This window comes from Fictibacillus halophilus, assembly GCF_042680145.1.
GTDB lineage: Bacteria > Bacillota > Bacilli > Bacillales > Fictibacillaceae > Fictibacillus > Fictibacillus halophilus_A.
Window position 1 is genome coordinate 15069 of the sequence record NZ_JBHTNQ010000002.1, and the last position, 15137, is coordinate 30205.

Annotated in this window: 25 protein-coding genes; all 25 read right to left on the reverse strand. The window is 42.7% G+C overall.

Translation table 11 applies throughout. The annotated features are described in order from the left end of the window. Positions 1-43: 43 nt before the first annotated feature. Complete coding sequence (gene secY, locus ACFQ4X_RS16660) at positions 44-1345, reverse strand: preprotein translocase subunit SecY (RefSeq protein ID WP_379837246.1); 1302 nt, start codon at positions 1343-1345, stop codon at positions 44-46. After that, positions 1345-1785, reverse strand: coding sequence for a 50S ribosomal protein L15 (gene rplO, locus ACFQ4X_RS16665; protein ID WP_379837248.1), 441 nt, complete (start codon positions 1783-1785; stop codon positions 1345-1347). The genes secY and rplO overlap by 1 nt, the downstream gene beginning before the upstream one ends. 31 nt (positions 1786-1816) lie before the next feature. Continuing rightward, entirely contained in the window at positions 1817-2005 is a 189-nt protein-coding gene (rpmD, locus tag ACFQ4X_RS16670) for a 50S ribosomal protein L30 (RefSeq protein ID WP_066285557.1), read from the reverse strand. A gap of 14 nt (positions 2006-2019) precedes the next feature. Beyond that, positions 2020-2520: a 30S ribosomal protein S5 gene (rpsE, locus tag ACFQ4X_RS16675; RefSeq protein WP_066285555.1), complete on the reverse strand. Its 501-nt coding sequence runs from the start codon at positions 2518-2520 to the stop codon at positions 2020-2022. A 14-nt stretch (positions 2521-2534) separates the two neighbouring features. After that, on the reverse strand, positions 2535-2897 hold the full coding sequence (gene rplR / locus ACFQ4X_RS16680; RefSeq protein WP_066285554.1) for a 50S ribosomal protein L18: 363 nt from the start codon (positions 2895-2897) through the stop codon (positions 2535-2537). Between the two features lie 31 nt (positions 2898-2928). Further along, positions 2929-3468 (reverse strand): 50S ribosomal protein L6, encoded by a 540-nt coding sequence (gene rplF, locus ACFQ4X_RS16685; RefSeq protein WP_066285552.1) that lies wholly within the window; start codon positions 3466-3468, stop codon positions 2929-2931. Positions 3469-3492: 24 nt separating this feature from the next. Then, positions 3493-3891: a 30S ribosomal protein S8 gene (rpsH, locus tag ACFQ4X_RS16690; protein ID WP_066285549.1), complete on the reverse strand. Its 399-nt coding sequence runs from the start codon at positions 3889-3891 to the stop codon at positions 3493-3495. Between the two features lie 32 nt (positions 3892-3923). Further along, a complete protein-coding gene (locus ACFQ4X_RS16695; protein WP_066285547.1) occupies positions 3924-4109 on the reverse strand; it encodes a type Z 30S ribosomal protein S14 in 186 nt (61 codons plus the stop codon). 24 nt (positions 4110-4133) lie between these two features. Continuing rightward, entirely contained in the window at positions 4134-4673 is a 540-nt protein-coding gene (rplE, locus tag ACFQ4X_RS16700) for a 50S ribosomal protein L5 (protein WP_066285545.1), read from the reverse strand. A gap of 26 nt (positions 4674-4699) precedes the next feature. Then, complete coding sequence (gene rplX / locus ACFQ4X_RS16705; RefSeq protein WP_066294477.1) at positions 4700-5011, reverse strand: 50S ribosomal protein L24; 312 nt, start codon at positions 5009-5011, stop codon at positions 4700-4702. Between the two features lie 56 nt (positions 5012-5067). Then, complete coding sequence (gene rplN, locus ACFQ4X_RS16710; protein WP_066285543.1) at positions 5068-5436, reverse strand: 50S ribosomal protein L14; 369 nt, start codon at positions 5434-5436, stop codon at positions 5068-5070. A 45-nt stretch (positions 5437-5481) separates the two neighbouring features. Beyond that, on the reverse strand, positions 5482-5745 hold the full coding sequence (gene rpsQ, locus ACFQ4X_RS16715) for a 30S ribosomal protein S17 (protein WP_077365520.1): 264 nt from the start codon (positions 5743-5745) through the stop codon (positions 5482-5484). Between the two features lie 22 nt (positions 5746-5767). Further along, positions 5768-5971 (reverse strand): 50S ribosomal protein L29, encoded by a 204-nt coding sequence (gene rpmC / locus ACFQ4X_RS16720; RefSeq protein ID WP_066237940.1) that lies wholly within the window; start codon positions 5969-5971, stop codon positions 5768-5770. Beyond that, positions 5961-6395, reverse strand: coding sequence for a 50S ribosomal protein L16 (gene rplP, locus ACFQ4X_RS16725; protein ID WP_066237943.1), 435 nt, complete (start codon positions 6393-6395; stop codon positions 5961-5963). The genes rpmC and rplP overlap by 11 nt, the downstream gene beginning before the upstream one ends. A gap of 2 nt (positions 6396-6397) precedes the next feature. Further along, a complete protein-coding gene (gene rpsC, locus ACFQ4X_RS16730) occupies positions 6398-7057 on the reverse strand; it encodes a 30S ribosomal protein S3 (RefSeq protein WP_379837252.1) in 660 nt (219 codons plus the stop codon). A 3-nt stretch (positions 7058-7060) separates the two neighbouring features. Continuing rightward, positions 7061-7402, reverse strand: a complete 342-nt coding sequence (gene rplV / locus ACFQ4X_RS16735) for a 50S ribosomal protein L22 (RefSeq protein WP_066237948.1) — start codon at positions 7400-7402, stop codon at positions 7061-7063. Positions 7403-7421: 19 nt separating this feature from the next. Further along, positions 7422-7700: a 30S ribosomal protein S19 gene (gene rpsS / locus ACFQ4X_RS16740; protein WP_066285535.1), complete on the reverse strand. Its 279-nt coding sequence runs from the start codon at positions 7698-7700 to the stop codon at positions 7422-7424. A gap of 57 nt (positions 7701-7757) precedes the next feature. Then, positions 7758-8588 (reverse strand): 50S ribosomal protein L2, encoded by an 831-nt coding sequence (gene rplB / locus ACFQ4X_RS16745; protein WP_379837254.1) that lies wholly within the window; start codon positions 8586-8588, stop codon positions 7758-7760. Between the two features lie 28 nt (positions 8589-8616). Continuing rightward, positions 8617-8904 carry a 50S ribosomal protein L23 gene (rplW, locus tag ACFQ4X_RS16750; protein ID WP_066237959.1) on the reverse strand — a complete coding sequence of 96 codons (288 nt, stop codon included), beginning with the start codon at positions 8902-8904 and terminating at the stop codon, positions 8617-8619. Next, complete coding sequence (rplD, locus tag ACFQ4X_RS16755) at positions 8904-9527, reverse strand: 50S ribosomal protein L4 (RefSeq protein ID WP_379837256.1); 624 nt, start codon at positions 9525-9527, stop codon at positions 8904-8906. The genes rplW and rplD overlap by 1 nt, the downstream gene beginning before the upstream one ends. 17 nt (positions 9528-9544) lie before the next feature. Then, positions 9545-10183 carry a 50S ribosomal protein L3 gene (gene rplC / locus ACFQ4X_RS16760; protein ID WP_077365514.1) on the reverse strand — a complete coding sequence of 213 codons (639 nt, stop codon included), beginning with the start codon at positions 10181-10183 and terminating at the stop codon, positions 9545-9547. 52 nt (positions 10184-10235) lie between these two features. Further along, positions 10236-10544 (reverse strand): 30S ribosomal protein S10, encoded by a 309-nt coding sequence (gene rpsJ, locus ACFQ4X_RS16765; RefSeq protein ID WP_053356198.1) that lies wholly within the window; start codon positions 10542-10544, stop codon positions 10236-10238. 621 nt (positions 10545-11165) lie between these two features. Then, the gene (tuf, locus tag ACFQ4X_RS16770; protein ID WP_379837258.1) at positions 11166-12356 is read right to left on the reverse strand and encodes an elongation factor Tu; all 1191 of its coding nucleotides are present in this window, start codon (positions 12354-12356) and stop codon (positions 11166-11168) included. 115 nt (positions 12357-12471) lie between these two features. Continuing rightward, a complete protein-coding gene (fusA, locus tag ACFQ4X_RS16775; RefSeq protein WP_379837260.1) occupies positions 12472-14550 on the reverse strand; it encodes an elongation factor G in 2079 nt (692 codons plus the stop codon). A gap of 74 nt (positions 14551-14624) precedes the next feature. Further along, positions 14625-15095: a 30S ribosomal protein S7 gene (gene rpsG / locus ACFQ4X_RS16780; protein ID WP_197134190.1), complete on the reverse strand. Its 471-nt coding sequence runs from the start codon at positions 15093-15095 to the stop codon at positions 14625-14627. Positions 15096-15137: the final 42 nt, after the last annotated feature.

Sequence of the window (15137 nt, forward strand, 5' to 3'; positions counted from 1 at the left end):
TTTTTAAACAGAGCATGCCGGGAAGAATAATCTTCCCACGCCCTTATTTAATGAAGCCTTTGTAGTGCCGCTTGATCAGCTGGCTCTCAATTTGCTTCATGGTGTCTAGTGCCACACCTACAACAATCAGCAAGCTTGTTCCACCAATTTGAATGGCTGGCGGAAGGTTCAAACCTGGAATTGCTGTAAAGACAACTGGCAGGACTGCAATTGCAGCCAGGAATAGAGATCCAACAAACGTTAATCGATACAGAATTCTTGTTATATAAGTTTGAGTGTTAGCCCCTGGACGAATGCCAGGAATGTATCCACCCTGCTTTTTTAAGTTTTCCGCCATTTGCTCCGGATTTACCTGGATGAACGTATAGAAATACGAGAATCCGATAATTAGGAGCGCATATATAATCATTCCGACTGGCTTCGTGTAGTCAAACGTGTTGATAATCCAAGCCGTAACATCATTCTGTCCGAAGAAGCCTGCAACAGTTCTTGGTGTGATAATCAAGGAAATCGCAAAGATAACCGGGATAACACCTGCTGCGTTAACTTTTATCGGAAGATGAGTAGACTGGCCGCCAACAGGCTTTGTTCCAACGACCCGTTTTGCATACTGAATCGGGATTTTCCGAACACCTTGTTGAATAAAGATAACACCCATAATGATGAGTACAACTGCAATCGCCAGCAGTACAACCGTAACAATGTTCATGAACATCTGGTCGTTGCCGCCTTCGAATTGAGTTGTGAAAAGCTGGTTAACTGCTGTAGGAATAGCTGCGGCAATCCCCGCAAAAATTAGAACTGAAATTCCGTTTCCAATCCCCTTAAGGGTAATCTGCTCACCTAACCACATTAAGAATGCAGTACCTGCAGTTAAAACTAACGCGATAAATAGATACGTAGTCATGCTAGGGTTTTGAATAAGTCCTGGAAAAAGATTGTTAAAACCGATAGACATACCGATTGCCTGGATAAATCCAAGCACGATCGTTCCATAACGTGTAAACTGAGCTAATTTCTTTCGCCCAACTTCACCTTGCTTACTCCATTCCGTAAATTTCGGCACAACGTCCATCTGCAAAAGCTGCACGATGATCGATGCTGTAATATACGGCATGATACCCATAGCGAAAATGGAGAAGTTTTGTAACGCTCCACCGCCAAACGTATTTAAAAAACCAAAAATGTTAGCACTGTCGCCTGAACTGAATTTCAGTACATCGCGATTCACACCAGGAACTGGAATGAATGTTCCAAGACGGAACACCACCAGCATCGCAAGTGTAAACAATATTTTGTTTCTCAGATCACCCACACGCATAATGTTGGAGATTGTCTGGAACATTAGATCACCTCAGTAGTTCCGCCCGCTGCTTCAATTGCTTCTTTAGCAGAAACAGAGAATTTGTGCGCCTTAACTGTAAGCTTAACTTCCAACTTGCCATTACCTAATACTTTAATACCGTTTTTAAGATTGCTTACTACTCCTGTTTCAAGAAGAAGTTCAGGAGTTACCTCTGTGCCCTCTTCAAAACGTACAAGCTTCTCAAGATTTACAACTGCATACTCTTTACGAGTAGGGTTTGTGAATCCGCGCTTCGGTAAACGACGTGCCAGTGGATTTTGTCCACCCTCGAATCCTGGTCTTACTCCACCGCCTGAACGTGAGTTTTGACCTTTATGTCCTCGACCACTTGTTTTACCATTTCCTGATCCGATACCGCGACCAACACGGTTGCGAACTTTACGGGATCCTTCTGATGGCTTCAACTCATGAAGTTTCATCTGAGCACCTCCTCATGATTTATTTATCTTATTAAGCTTCTAATTCTTTCACTGTTAAAAGGTGAGATACCTTGTTAACCATACCGCGGATAGCCGCGTTATCTTCGTGCACAACTGTCTGGTGCATTTTGCGCAAACCTAGTGTCTTAACAACAACACGCTGGTTTTCCGGACGGCCGATAACACTGCGAGTGAGGGTGATTTCTAATTTCTTAGCCATCTAAAATTCCCTCCTTAACCTAAAAGCTCTTGTACTGATTTGCCACGAAGTTTCGCAACGTCTTCAGCACGCTTTAAATTTTTCAATCCTTCGATTGTTGCACGAACCATGTTGATTGGGTTGTTAGATCCAAGTGACTTAGAAAGGATGTCACCTACACCAGCAAGCTCCAATACCGCACGTACAGGTCCACCAGCAATTACCCCAGTACCTTCAGATGCAGGCTTTAAGAATACGTTACCTGCTCCAAAACGTCCAACTACTTGGTGAGGAATTGTTGTTTTTACAATCGGTACAGTTACTAAGTTTTTCTTAGCATCTTCAATCGCCTTACGGATCGCTTCTGGTACCTCTTGGGCTTTACCAGTACCGAATCCAACGTGACCATTTTTGTCACCTACGACAACCACTGCAGCAAAGCGGAAACGACGTCCACCTTTTACTACCTTAGCTACACGGTTAACCGTAACGACGCGTTCTTCAAGTTCAAGTTTGTTAGGGTCGATACGCATCAGGTTCCCTCCTTCGATTAAAATTCTAACCCAGCTTCACGAGCTGCGTCTGCTAATGCTTTAATACGTCCGTGATATAAATATCCGCCACGGTCAAATACAACCGATTTGATTCCTTTTTCGACTGCGCGCTTTGCGATTTCTTCACCAATCGCTTTAGCAGCATCTACGTTTCCACCGTTTTCTACACTTACACCTTTATCAAGGGAAGATGCAGATACAATTGTTACACCTGCTTGATCATCGATCAATTGAGCATAGATGTGCTTTGTAGAACGGAATACGTTCAAACGAGGACGTTGTGCTGTTCCGCTTACAACGCGGCGAACACGAGCATGTCTTTTCTTACGAGCGACATTCTTATCTGCTTTCGTGATCATCCTTTGCACTCCTTTCCGCTACCTAACGGCTTTATTTACCTGTTTTACCTTCTTTACGGCGTACGAATTCACCTTCGTAACGAATACCCTTACCTTTGTAAGGCTCAGGTGAACGAACTGAACGGATGTTTGCAGCAACTTCACCAACACGTTGCTTGTCAATACCCTTAACGATTACCTTTGTGTTTGAAGGTACTTCGATGTCGATTCCTTGTTCAGGTACGATTTCAACTGGGTGAGAGTAACCAACGTTAAGTACAAGCTTGTTACCAGCTTTGGAAGCACGATATCCAACCCCGATAATTTCAAGAGCTCTTTCATAGCCGTTTGTTACACCGATTACCATGTTGTTCAATACGCTGCGAGTAGTACCATGCAATGCACGGTGCTCTTTGTGGTCGCTCGGGCGTTCCACTGTAATTAAGTTATCTTGTTGATTAATTTTAATGTCAGCATTAAATTTGCGAGAAAGTTCACCTTTAGGGCCTTTTACAGATACAGTGTTGTCAGATGCAACAGTGATCGTAACGCCGCCTGGAACTTCTATCGGTTTGTTACCTACGCGAGACATGATGACACCTCCATTCGCTTTTTATTACCAAACGTACGCTAGTACTTCGCCGCCCATTTGTGATTGGCGAGCTTCTTTATCAGTCATAATGCCTTTTGAAGTAGATACGATCGCAATTCCAAGTCCTCCAAGAACACGTGGAAGTTCACTTGATTTTGCATAAACACGTAAACCAGGCTTTGAGATACGCTTAAGACCTGAGATTACACGCTCATTGTTAGAACCGTACTTAAGGAAGATGCGAATCATTCCTTGTTTGCTGTCCTCTACATACTCCACATCGCGAACAAAACCTTCACGCTTTAGGATTTCAGCTATTTCTTTTTTCATATTAGAAGCAGGAAGCTCCAACTTATCGTGACGAACAGTGTTTGCGTTGCGGATACGAGTAAGCATATCTGCAATTGGATCTGTCATAACCATTACTAGTTACCTCCTTCCCTTTTTTCAGGGTATTACCAGCTGGCTTTTCTAACGCCAGGAATTTGACCTTTGTGAGCAAGTTCTCTGAAACAAATACGACATAATTTGAACTTGCGGATTACTGAATGAGGACGCCCGCAACGTTCACAGCGCGTGTACTCTTGCACTTGGAACTTTTGCTTGCGTTGTTGCTTAGCAATCATTGACTTCTTTGCCACGGGTAAACCTCCTTTGGCTAAAGGTTATTTTTGGAATGGCATTCCGACTTGTGTTAGAAGCTCACGAGCTTCTTCGTCAGTGTTCGCAGTCGTTACAATAACGATGTCCATTCCGCGAACTTTGTTTACTTTATCATAATCGATCTCAGGGAAGATCAATTGTTCTTTAACACCTAGCGTGTAGTTACCGCGACCGTCGAAAGATTTCTTAGAAACCCCGCGGAAGTCACGAACACGTGGAAGTGAAACGCTGATCAGCTTATCAAGGAAGTCATACATACGCTCTCCGCGAAGTGTAACTTTTGATCCGATCGGCATACCTTCACGAAGCTTAAATCCAGCGATGGACTTTTTAGCACGAGTAATCACAGGCTTTTGACCAGCGATTGCTGTAAGTTCCTCTACTGCTGTATCTAACACTTTAGAGTTGGTAACTGCTTCACCAACACCCATGTTGATAACGATTTTTTCAATCTTTGGCGCTTGCATTACTGAAGTGTAATTAAACTTTTCCATAAGAGATGGTAAGATCTCTGATTTATATCGCTCTTGTAGACGGTTCATTATGTGTCCTCCTTTCACTCTGAGACTTATTTATCTAGGGTTTCACCAGATTTTTTGGCCACACGAACTTTTTTCCCATCAACTACATTGTAGCCTACACGAGTAGGAGCACCAGTTTTAGGGTCAAGAGGCATTACGTTAGAAGCATGAATTGGTGCTTCTTGGCTAAGAATTCCGCCTTGCGGATTAGCCTGAGAAGGTTTTGCGTGTTTTTTAACAACGTTTACGCCTTCAACAAGCACTCTATTAAGCTTTGGATAAGCTTCAAGGATCACACCTTGTTTGCCTTTATCCTTGCCTGAAATTACTTGAACTTTATCGCCTTTTTTCACATGCAATGGCATTGTGAGCTGCACCTCCTTACAAGACAATAAGAGCCTTGCTAGTAAATATATTAAAGAACTTCTGGAGCAAGAGATACGATTTTCATAAATTGCTTGTCACGAAGTTCACGTGCTACAGGTCCGAAGATACGAGTTCCTCGAGGACCTTTGTCATCCTTTACGATTACAGCCGCGTTTTCATCAAAGCGGATGTAAGATCCGTCGTTACGGCGCATACCACGCTTAGAACGTACCACTACCGCTTTAACAACGTCACCTTTCTTAACAACGCCACCTGGTGTTGCGGACTTAACCGAACAAACGATAATGTCACCAATGTTAGCGTACTTACGACCAGAACCACCAAGAACTTTAATGCAAAGTAGCTCTTTCGCACCAGAGTTATCAGCTACTCTTAAACGGGATTCTTGTTGAATCATGCGAATGGACCTCCTTTCGGATATGAGTATAATCCGAACAATTTATTAAATAATTACTGCTTCTTGAACAACTTCTACCAAACGGAATCGCTTGTCTTTGGAAAGCGGACGCGTTTCCATAACCTTAACGATATCACCGATCTTAGCAGTGTTGTTTTCATCATGCGCTTTTAACTTTTTAGAGTATTTAACGCGCTTGTTATATAAAGAGTGTGTCTTGTATGTTTCAACAAGTACTGTAATCGTTTTGTCCATCTTGTCAGAAACAACACGACCAGTGTACACCTTGCGCTGGTTACGTTCACTCATTGTGCGAACCTCCTCTCAAGAATTAACCGTTAGTAATCCCAAGCTCTCTTTCACGTAAAACCGTTTTTGCACGGGCAATTGCTTTACGAACTTCACGAATGCGGGCCGGGTTTTCTAATTGACCTGTCGCTAGTTGGAAACGAAGGTTAAAAAGCTCTTCTTTAAGTGCTTTTGCTTTTTGTTCAACTTCTGCAGTGGTCAGGTTACGAATATCATTAGCCTTCATTTGTGTCACCACCCACTTCTTCGCGTTTAACAAACTTACATTTTACAGGAAGTTTGTGTGCTGCAAGACGCAACGCTTCGCGTGCCACTTCTTCAGAGACACCAGCGATTTCAAACATAACTTTTCCTGGCTTAACAACTGCTACCCATCCTTCAGGAGCACCTTTACCGGAACCCATTCGGACTTCTAGAGGCTTTGCAGTGTAAGGCTTAGAAGGGAAAATTTTGATCCATACTTTACCGCCACGCTTCATATAACGAGTCATCGCAATACGAGCAGCTTCGATCTGACGGTTAGTAATCCAGCTAGCTTCTAGAGCTTGCAAACCGAATTCTCCGAAATGAACTTCTGTACCGCCTTTAGCGTTCCCACGCATTTTACCGCGGTGTTCACGACGATATTTAACACGTTTTGGCAATAACATAATTATTTGCCTCCTTCCTCTTTTTTCGTTCCTCTTGTTGGAAGGACCTCACCACGATAAATCCAGATTTTAATTCCAAGCTTACCGTAAGTTGTGTCTGCTTCAGCAGTACCATAGTCGATATCTGCACGAAGTGTGTGAAGAGGAACAGTACCTTCACTATAATGTTCAGAACGAGCGATATCAGCTCCGCCAAGACGGCCTGATACTTGAGTTTTGATACCTTTCGCACCCATACGCATTGCACGTTGGATCGCCTGCTTCATTGCACGACGGAAAGATACACGGTTTTCAAGTTGACGAGCGATGTTTTCAGCAACTAGCTTAGCATCAACGTCTGCTTGTTTGATTTCAAAGATGTTAACATGAACTCGCTTGCCAGTCATATCGTTAAGAGCTTTACGAAGTGATTCTACTTCAGATCCACCTTTACCGATTACCATTCCTGGCTTAGCAGTTTTGATTGTGATATTTACACGATTAGCTGCACGTTCGATCTCTACACCTGATACAGCAGCATCTTTTAGACGCTTTTCAATATAAGAACGGATCTTAATGTCTTCATGTAAAAGATTAGCGTAATCCTTTTCTGCGTACCATTTAGAATCCCAGTCACGGATGACGCCAATACGTAGACCTGTTGGATTTACTTTTTGACCCACGTCTTAACCCTCCTTCTTTTCAGAAACAACGATTGTGATGTGGCTAGTACGTTTGTTGATACGGCTCGCACGACCCATGGCACGTGGACGGAATCTCTTAAGAGTAATTCCTTCATCAACGAACGCTTGCTTAATCACTAAGTTGTTCGGTTCCATTTCATAGTTGTGTTCTGCGTTTGCGATAGCAGACTTAAGCACCTTTTCGATTACAGGAGAAGCTGCTTTAGGCGTCAAACGTAGAATCGCAAGTGCTTCACCTACTTGCTTGCCTCGAATCAAGTCGATAACGATACGAGCTTTACGAGGAGCAATACGCACTTGTTTAGCAATTGCTTTTGCTTCCATTTTGTGTACCTCCCCTCAATTAACGTCTAGTTTTCTTATCATCAGCTGCATGGCCTTTGTAAGTACGAGTAGGTGCGAATTCACCTAGCTTGTGACCGACCATATCTTCTGTTACATATACCGGCACGTGCTTACGACCATCATAAACAGCGATTGTGTGACCGATGAAGTCAGGGAAAATCGTAGAACGACGAGACCAAGTTTTAACTACTTTCTTGTCGTTAGATTCATTAAGTGCCTCGACCTTTTTCATCAAGTGGTCATCTACAAAAGGCCCTTTTTTCAAACTGCGACCCATTTGAGAACCTCCCTTTGTGTTTGCGCTACGGCTCGATTGAACCGTAGGACAATCACATTATTTTTTGCGACGACGTACAATGTACTTGTCAGTTTGGCTGTTTTTCTTACGAGTTTTATATCCAAGAGTTGGTTTGCCCCATGGAGACATTGGTGATTTACGTCCGATTGGAGCGCGTCCTTCACCACCACCGTGCGGGTGATCGTTAGGGTTCATTACAGAACCACGAACTGTTGGGCGGATACCCTTCCAACGAGAACGACCTGCTTTACCAACGTTTACAAGTTCATGTTCTAAGTTACCAACTTGACCGATTGTTGCACGGCAAGTAAGAAGGATCATACGAACTTCACCAGAACCTAGACGAACTAGCGCATATCTTTCTTCTTTACCAAGAAGTTGAGCTTCAGCACCAGCTGAACGAGCTAATTGTCCACCTTTACCAGGCTTAAGTTCGATGTTGTGAATTGTAGAACCTACAGGAATGTTAGCTAACGGTAAAGCATTACCTACTTTGATGTCAGCTTCAGTACCAGACATGATTTCTTGTCCAACCTTAATTCCTTTAGGAGCTAGGATATAACGCTTCTCACCATCTGCGTAATGGATTAGAGCGATGTTTGCTGTACGGTTTGGATCGTACTCGATTGTAGCAACGCGACCTGGTATTCCATCTTTGTTACGTTTGAAATCGATGATACGATACTTACGCTTGTGTCCTCCACCTTGGTGACGAACAGTTAGTTTACCTTGGTTGTTACGCCCAGCTTTTTTGCTAAGAGGAGCAAGCAAGGATTTTTCTGGCTGGTCAGTCGTGATTTCAGCAAAGTCAAGCTGAGACATGTTACGACGACCGTTAGTTGTCGGTTTAAACTTTTTGATACCCATTGTAATTTCCCTCCTTTACGAGTTCTTTTTAAACTCCTTCAAAAAAGTCGAGTTCTTTGCTTTCTGGAGTTAGTGTAACTACTGCTTTTTTACGTTTAGATGTATAACCAGTATGACGGCCTACACGCTTGAACTTACCTTTGTAGTTAGCAGTGTTTACTGTTTGTACTTTTACGCCAAAGATTTCTTCTAGTGCGCCTTTGATTTGAGTCTTAGTAGCACGAGGATTTACTTCGAACGTGTATTTTTTGTCAGCCATTATTTCAGTAGAACGCTCTGTAATAACGGGGCGCTTAATCACATCACGAGCTTCCATTATGCGAGCACCTCCCCTACTTTTTCCACAGCGTCTTTAGTCATAAGAAGCTTGTCGTGGTTTAACACGTCAAGAACACTAACGCCGTTAGCCGTAACAACTGTTACGCCAGGGATGTTACGTGCAGATAATGCAACAGCGTCATTGTAATCAGCCGTTACAACTAATGCTTTACGATCTGCGGATAGATTTGCAAGCACTTGCTTCATTTCCTTTGTTTTAGGAGCATCGAATGCAAGTCCTTCTAAAACGATCAAGTCGTTATCTAGAACCTTAGAAGATAGCGCTGATTTAATAGCTAAGCGACGAACCTTCTTAGGTAATTTGTAAGAATAGCTTCTTGGTGTTGGTCCGAAAACCACTCCACCGCCAACCCATTGCGGAGAACGGATAGATCCTTGACGAGCACGTCCAGTACCTTTCTGTTTCCATGGCTTGCGTCCACCACCAGCAACTTCGGAACGGTTCTTTACATCATGTGTTCCTTGGCGCTGTGATGCTTGCTGCATAATAACAGCGTCGAAAAGCACGCTTTTATTTGGTTCAATACCGAAAACGGATTCGTTTAATTCGATATCGCCAGCTTGAGTACCATCTTGTTTAAATAATGCTACTTTTGGCATCAGATTGTCCTCCTTCCTTATTTAGCATCCTTTGCTTTAACAGCAGAGTTAATTGTAACGTAGCTCTTTTTCGCTCCAGGCACGTTACCTTTAATTAATAGAAGATTACGTTCTGTATCAACTCTTACAACTTCTAAGTTTTGTACAGTTACTGTATCTCCGCCAGTACGTCCAGGCAATGCTTTCCCTTTGAAAACACGGTTAGGGTCAACTGCACCCATTGAACCAGGACGACGGTGGTAACGGGAACCGTGGCTCATTGGCCCGCGTGATTGCCCGTGACGTTTGATAACACCTTGGAATCCTTTTCCTTTAGATGTACCAGTAACGTCTACAGCGTCACCTTCTGCAAAAATATCAACCTTGACTTCCTGACCAACTTCGTATCCCGCAGCATCAACATTGCGGAATTCCTTAACGTAGCGCTTAGGGCTCGTGCTAGCTTTAGCAGCATGACCTGCTTGCGGCTTAATAGTACGAGATTCTTTTCTATCGTCAAATCCAAGCTGGATAGCTTCGTAGCCATCGTTCTCTACGGATTTCTTTTGAAGAACAACGTTAGGAGTTACTTCTACTACAGTAACTGGGATAAGATCTCCGTTTTCAGCGAAAACTTGAGTCATACCAATTTTTTTACCTAAGATTCCTTTGGTCATTCGTCACACCTCCTATTAGTAAGTAAAATAATTATATAAAGCAAACGTGAAATTATAGTTTAATTTCGATGTCTACACCAGACGGCAGATCCAAACGCATTAATGAATCAACAGTTTGTGGTGTTGGCTCGATAATGTCGATCAAGCGCTTATGAGTACGCATTTCGAACTGCTCACGAGAGTCCTTGTACTTATGAACCGCACGAAGGATCGTGTAGATCGCTTTCTCAGTAGGTAGCGGGATTGGACCTGATACCTTTGCTCCTGAACGCTTAGCAGTTTCAACGATTTTTTCAGCTGATTGATCAAGAATTCTGTGATCATACGCCTTTAAACGGATACGAATCTTTTGCTTTGCCATTATTTTCCCTCCTTTATTCGCCTATTTTGATAAACAGACATTGCTCCACGGAAATTCAACCTGATGTCACCAGCCATGGCAAAGGGGCCTGGTGTGTCAGCAACCTTCCGAATCATCGCAGTGAATGACCAACATTACTCATTATAGAGAAAAACAATACCTAATGCAAGTTTTATTTGCATTTATTTATTGTTAATCGCACTTTTTCTATTATAGAGACTTTATGCCGGGATTTCAACTTCCTTTTTCTTCTTTTACACACTTGAATGTGTTTCTTCTATATATATAGAAGTTTTGCGCTGGGGATGGTGATCCAGATGCTTTTGGCTCGCGGGGACATTGGTAGTGTCATTTTTACTGAGTCGCGGATATATGGTGGAAACTCGCGGGATTAATTAAGAAACTCGCGGAATTATGTTTAAATATCGCGGGAATATGCTCCAAATTTCAGGATTTACGAATTGTAAAAACCGTTCAGTATAGTTTTTACCTTTTAAACTGACCAAAAATTGGTCTATCTGAACTTTTTATTTTAATGTATCATTTTTTTCTTAAAAATGAATCCTAATAAACAAAAAAGCACCCTCCAAATGGAGAGTGCTTTATTAAAGAGTAATAAGATTACTCAGTGATTGTTGCAACTACGCCTGCACCAACTGTACGTCCACCTTCACGAATAGAGAACTTAGTTCCTTCTTCGATAGCGATTGGAGCGATTAGTTCTACAGTCATCTCAACGTTATCTCCAGGCATTACCATTTCAACGCCTTCAGGAAGTTGGATGATACCAGTTACGTCAGTTGTACGGAAGTAGAACTGAGGACGGTAGTTAGAGAAGAATGGAGTGTGACGTCCACCCTCTTCTTTTGAAAGAACATAAACTTCTGATTTGAACTTAGTGTGAGCTTTAACAGTACCTGGCTTAGCAAGAACTTGTCCACGCTCAACATCTTCACGAGAAACCCCACGAAGAAGTGCACCAATGTTGTCACCAGCTTCAGCATAGTCAAGAAGCTTACGGAACATTTCAACACCAGTTACAGTAGTTGATTTTGGCTCTTCAGTAAGACCAAGGATCTCAACTACGTCACCAATTTTAACTTGTCCACGCTCAACACGTCCAGTAGCAACTGTACCACGACCAGTGATTGAGAATACATCCTCAACTGGCATCATGAATGGCTTATCAACGTCACGTGGAGGAGTTGGGATATAAGAATCAACCGCGTCCATTAGTTCTAGAATTTTAGCTTCCCACTCAGCGTCTCCTTCAAGAGCTTTAAGAGCTGAACCTTTAATTACAGGGATGTCATCTCCAGGGAAGTCGTAATCAGAAAGAAGGTCACGAACTTCCATTTCAACTAGCTCAAGAAGTTCTTCGTCGTCAACCATATCACACTTGTTCATGAATACAACAAGGTAAGGTACACCTACTTGACGAGAAAGAAGGATGTGCTCACGAGTTTGTGGCATTGGGCCGTCAGCAGCAGATACTACTAGGATCCCACCATCCATTTGTGCTGCACCAGTGATCATGTTCTTAACATAGTCAGCATGTCCTGGGCAGTCAACGTGTGCATAGTGACGAGAATCAGTTTCATACTCAACGTGTGCAGTTGAGATTGTGATTCCGCGCTCGCGCTCTTCTGGAGCACCGTCGATTTGGTCATAAGCCATTGCTACACCTTTACCGTTTTTCTTAGCAAGAACAGTAGAGATAGCAGCTGTTAAAGTTGTTTTACCATGGTCAACGTGACCAATAGTACCAATATTAGCATGCGTTTTGGAACGATCAAATTTCTCTTTACCCATGAGAAAGATTCCTCCTTAAATATGGTTACATATAGTAGTTTTTTTATTTAAAACAGACAGGTTATACTGCCCATTTTAGATTACATGAAAATGTTGATTCTTACAACCGGGGAGATTAAGCTCCAGTTGCTTTTTTGATGATTTCTTCAGAAATTGACTTAGGTACTTCTTCGTAGTGATCGAAGTGCATTGAGTAAGTACCGCGGCCTTGTGTACGAGAACGCAAGCTAGTTGCATAACCGAACATTTCAGCAAGTGGAACCATCGCTTTAACGATTTGTGCATTACCACGAGCTTCCATACCTTCAACACGTCCACGACGGGAAGTTACGTCACCCATGATGTCTCCCATATACTCTTCAGGAACCGTTACTTCAACTTTCATGATCGGCTCAAGAATAGCAGGATCACATTTTGCTTTTGCGTTCTTAAGTGCCATTGAACCGGCAATCTTAAACGCCATTTCGTTGGAGTCAACATCATGGTAAGATCCATCAACGATACGAGCTTTAAGGTCAAGTAATGGGAAACCAGCAAGCATACCGTTTTTCATTGATTCTTCGATACCATTTTGTACTGCAGGGATGTATTCACGAGGAACTGCCCCACCAACGATTTTGTTTTCAAATACGAATCCAGATCCTTCTTCACCTGGCTCGAATTCAATCCAAACGTGACCGTATTGTCCACGACCACCAGACTGACGAACGAATTTACCTTCAACTTTAGCAGCTTGGCGAATTGTTTCACGGTAAGCAACCTGAGGAGCACCCACGTTAGCTTCAACCTTGAATTCGCGGCGCATACGGTCAACTAGGATATCAAGGTGAAGTTCACCCATACCTGCGATGATCGTTTGTCCAGTTTCTTCGTTTGTTTCAGTACGGAATGTTGGATCTTCTTCAGCAAGCTTAGCAAGCGCCATACCCATCTTGTCTTGGTCTGCTTTAGACTTCGGCTCGATAGATAGTGAGATTACCGGCTCTGGGAATACCATGGATTCTAAGATAACAAGGTTCTTTTCATCACAAAGTGTATCACCAGTTGTAGTATCTTTAAGACCTACAGCAGCTGCGATATCTCCAGCGTACACGATAGAGATCTCTTCACGGGAGTTTGCGTGCATTTGAAGGATACGTCCAACACGCTCGCGCTTTCCTTTAGTAGAGTTCTGTACGTATGATCCAGAGTTTAATGTACCTGAGTACACTCGGAAGAATGTTAACTTACCAACATAAGGGTCAGTCATAACTTTAAATGCAAGTGCTGAGAACGGAGCTTCGTCACTTGATTCACGAGTTACTTCTTCTTCTGAATCTGGAAGAACACCTTTAATAGCTGGTACATCAACCGGCGATGGAAGGTAATCAAGAACAGCGTCAAGCATAAGCTGAACACCTTTGTTCTTAAATGCTGATCCACACATTACTGGGTAGAACTCAACGTTACATGTACCTTGACGGATACCTGCTTTAAGTTCTTCTTTCGTAATCTCTTCGCCTTCTAAGTACTTCATCATCATTTCTTCATCTAGCTCAGCTACCGCTTCAACTAATTTGTTGCGGTATTCTTCAGCTAAAGGCATGTGCTCTTCAGGAATTTCACGAACTTCGATATCAGTACCAAGATCGTTTCCGTAGAATACAGCGTTCATTTCAACTAAGTCGATGATTGCTTCGAATTGGTCTTCCGCACCGATCGGTAATTGGATCGGATGAGCGTTAGCACCAAGGCGGTCATGAATGGTTTTTACGGAGTATAAGAAATCCGCACCAATCTTGTCCATTTTGTTTACGAATACTACACGCGGTACTCCGTAAGTAGTAGCCTGACGCCATACAGTTTCTGTTTGTGGTTCTACACCTGATTGAGCATCAAGTAAAGCAACCGCTCCGTCTAATACACGTAATGAACGTTCTACTTCAACTGTAAAGTCTACGTGACCTGGTGTATCAATGATGTTGACACGGTGACCTTTCCATTGAGCAGTTGTAGCAGCGGAAGTAATCGTGATTCCACGCTCTTGTTCCTGCTCCATCCAGTCCATTTGTGAAGCTCCTTCATGAGTTTCACCGATTTTGTGGATACGGCCAGTATAATAAAGTACACGTTCAGTAGTCGTTGTTTTACCAGCATCGATGTGAGCCATGATACCGATATTACGAGTATTTTTTAAGGAGAATTCTCTAGCCATGAATTTCTCTCCTTCCTTATGCAAAGGAATTTTTATAGTGTTTTAGAGACAGTCCGAAAACTGTCTCTATGATTTTACCAGCGGTAGTGAGCAAACGCTTTGTTTGCTTCTGCCATTTTGTGCATATCTTCGCGCTTCTTAACTGAAGCACCAGTATTGTTAGCAGCATCCATAATCTCGTAAGCAAGACGTTCTTCCATTGTCTTTTCTCCGCGTAGACGAGAGTAGTTCGTTAAATAACGAAGTCCTAAAGTTGTACGACGCTCTGGGCGAACTTCAACCGGTACTTGGTAGTTAGCACCACCAACACGACGAGCACGAACTTCAAGAACTGGCATGATATTTTTAAGAGCTTGTTCAAACACTTCCATAGGATCTTGGTTTGTACGTTCTTTAATAAGTTCAAACGCATTATACAAGATTGTTTGAGCTACCCCTCTCTTACCGTCAATCATAATTTTATTGATTAGACGAGTTACAAGCTTGGACTTGTAAATTGGATCAGGTAACACATCACGACGAGCAACAGGTCCTTTACGTGGCATGTGGTCCCCTCCTTTCTTATAGTTGTTTTATTTTTTGTTAAA

Coding starts and splice junctions, on each gene's coding strand:
- secY (WP_379837246.1), bottom strand. CDS start 1,345: ATGTTCCAGACAATCTCCAACATTATGCGTGTGGGTGATCTGAGAAAC.
- rplO (WP_379837248.1), bottom strand. CDS start 1,785: ATGAAACTTCATGAGTTGAAGCCATCAGAAGGATCCCGTAAAGTTCGC.
- rpmD (WP_066285557.1), bottom strand. CDS start 2,005: ATGGCTAAGAAATTAGAAATCACCCTCACTCGCAGTGTTATCGGCCGT.
- rplR (WP_066285554.1), bottom strand. CDS start 2,897: ATGATCACGAAAGCAGATAAGAATGTCGCTCGTAAGAAAAGACATGCT.
- rplF (WP_066285552.1), bottom strand. CDS start 3,468: ATGTCTCGCGTAGGTAACAAACCGATAGAAGTTCCAGGCGGCGTTACG.
- rpsH (WP_066285549.1), bottom strand. CDS start 3,891: ATGGTTATGACAGATCCAATTGCAGATATGCTTACTCGTATCCGCAAC.
- rplE (WP_066285545.1), bottom strand. CDS start 4,673: ATGAACCGTCTACAAGAGCGATATAAATCAGAGATCTTACCATCTCTT.
- rplN (WP_066285543.1), bottom strand. CDS start 5,436: ATGATTCAACAAGAATCCCGTTTAAGAGTAGCTGATAACTCTGGTGCG.
- rpsQ (WP_077365520.1), bottom strand. CDS start 5,745: ATGAGTGAACGTAACCAGCGCAAGGTGTACACTGGTCGTGTTGTTTCT.
- rpmC (WP_066237940.1), bottom strand. CDS start 5,971: ATGAAGGCTAATGATATTCGTAACCTGACCACTGCAGAAGTTGAACAA.
- rplP (WP_066237943.1), bottom strand. CDS start 6,395: ATGTTATTGCCAAAACGTGTTAAATATCGTCGTGAACACCGCGGTAAA.
- rplV (WP_066237948.1), bottom strand. CDS start 7,402: ATGGAAGCAAAAGCAATTGCTAAACAAGTGCGTATTGCTCCTCGTAAA.
- rpsS (WP_066285535.1), bottom strand. CDS start 7,700: ATGGGTCGCAGTTTGAAAAAAGGGCCTTTTGTAGATGACCACTTGATG.
- rplB (WP_379837254.1), bottom strand. CDS start 8,588: ATGGGTATCAAAAAGTTTAAACCGACAACTAACGGTCGTCGTAACATG.
- rplW (WP_066237959.1), bottom strand. CDS start 8,904: ATGGAAGCTCGTGATGTGATTAAGCGCCCCGTTATTACAGAGCGTTCT.
- rplD (WP_379837256.1), bottom strand. CDS start 9,527: ATGCCAAAAGTAGCATTATTTAAACAAGATGGTACTCAAGCTGGCGAT.
- rplC (WP_077365514.1), bottom strand. CDS start 10,183: ATGACCAAAGGAATCTTAGGTAAAAAAATTGGTATGACTCAAGTTTTC.
- rpsJ (WP_053356198.1), bottom strand. CDS start 10,544: ATGGCAAAGCAAAAGATTCGTATCCGTTTAAAGGCGTATGATCACAGA.
- tuf (WP_379837258.1), bottom strand. CDS start 12,356: ATGGGTAAAGAGAAATTTGATCGTTCCAAAACGCATGCTAATATTGGT.
- fusA (WP_379837260.1), bottom strand. CDS start 14,550: ATGGCTAGAGAATTCTCCTTAAAAAATACTCGTAATATCGGTATCATG.
- rpsG (WP_197134190.1), bottom strand. CDS start 15,095: ATGCCACGTAAAGGACCTGTTGCTCGTCGTGATGTGTTACCTGATCCA.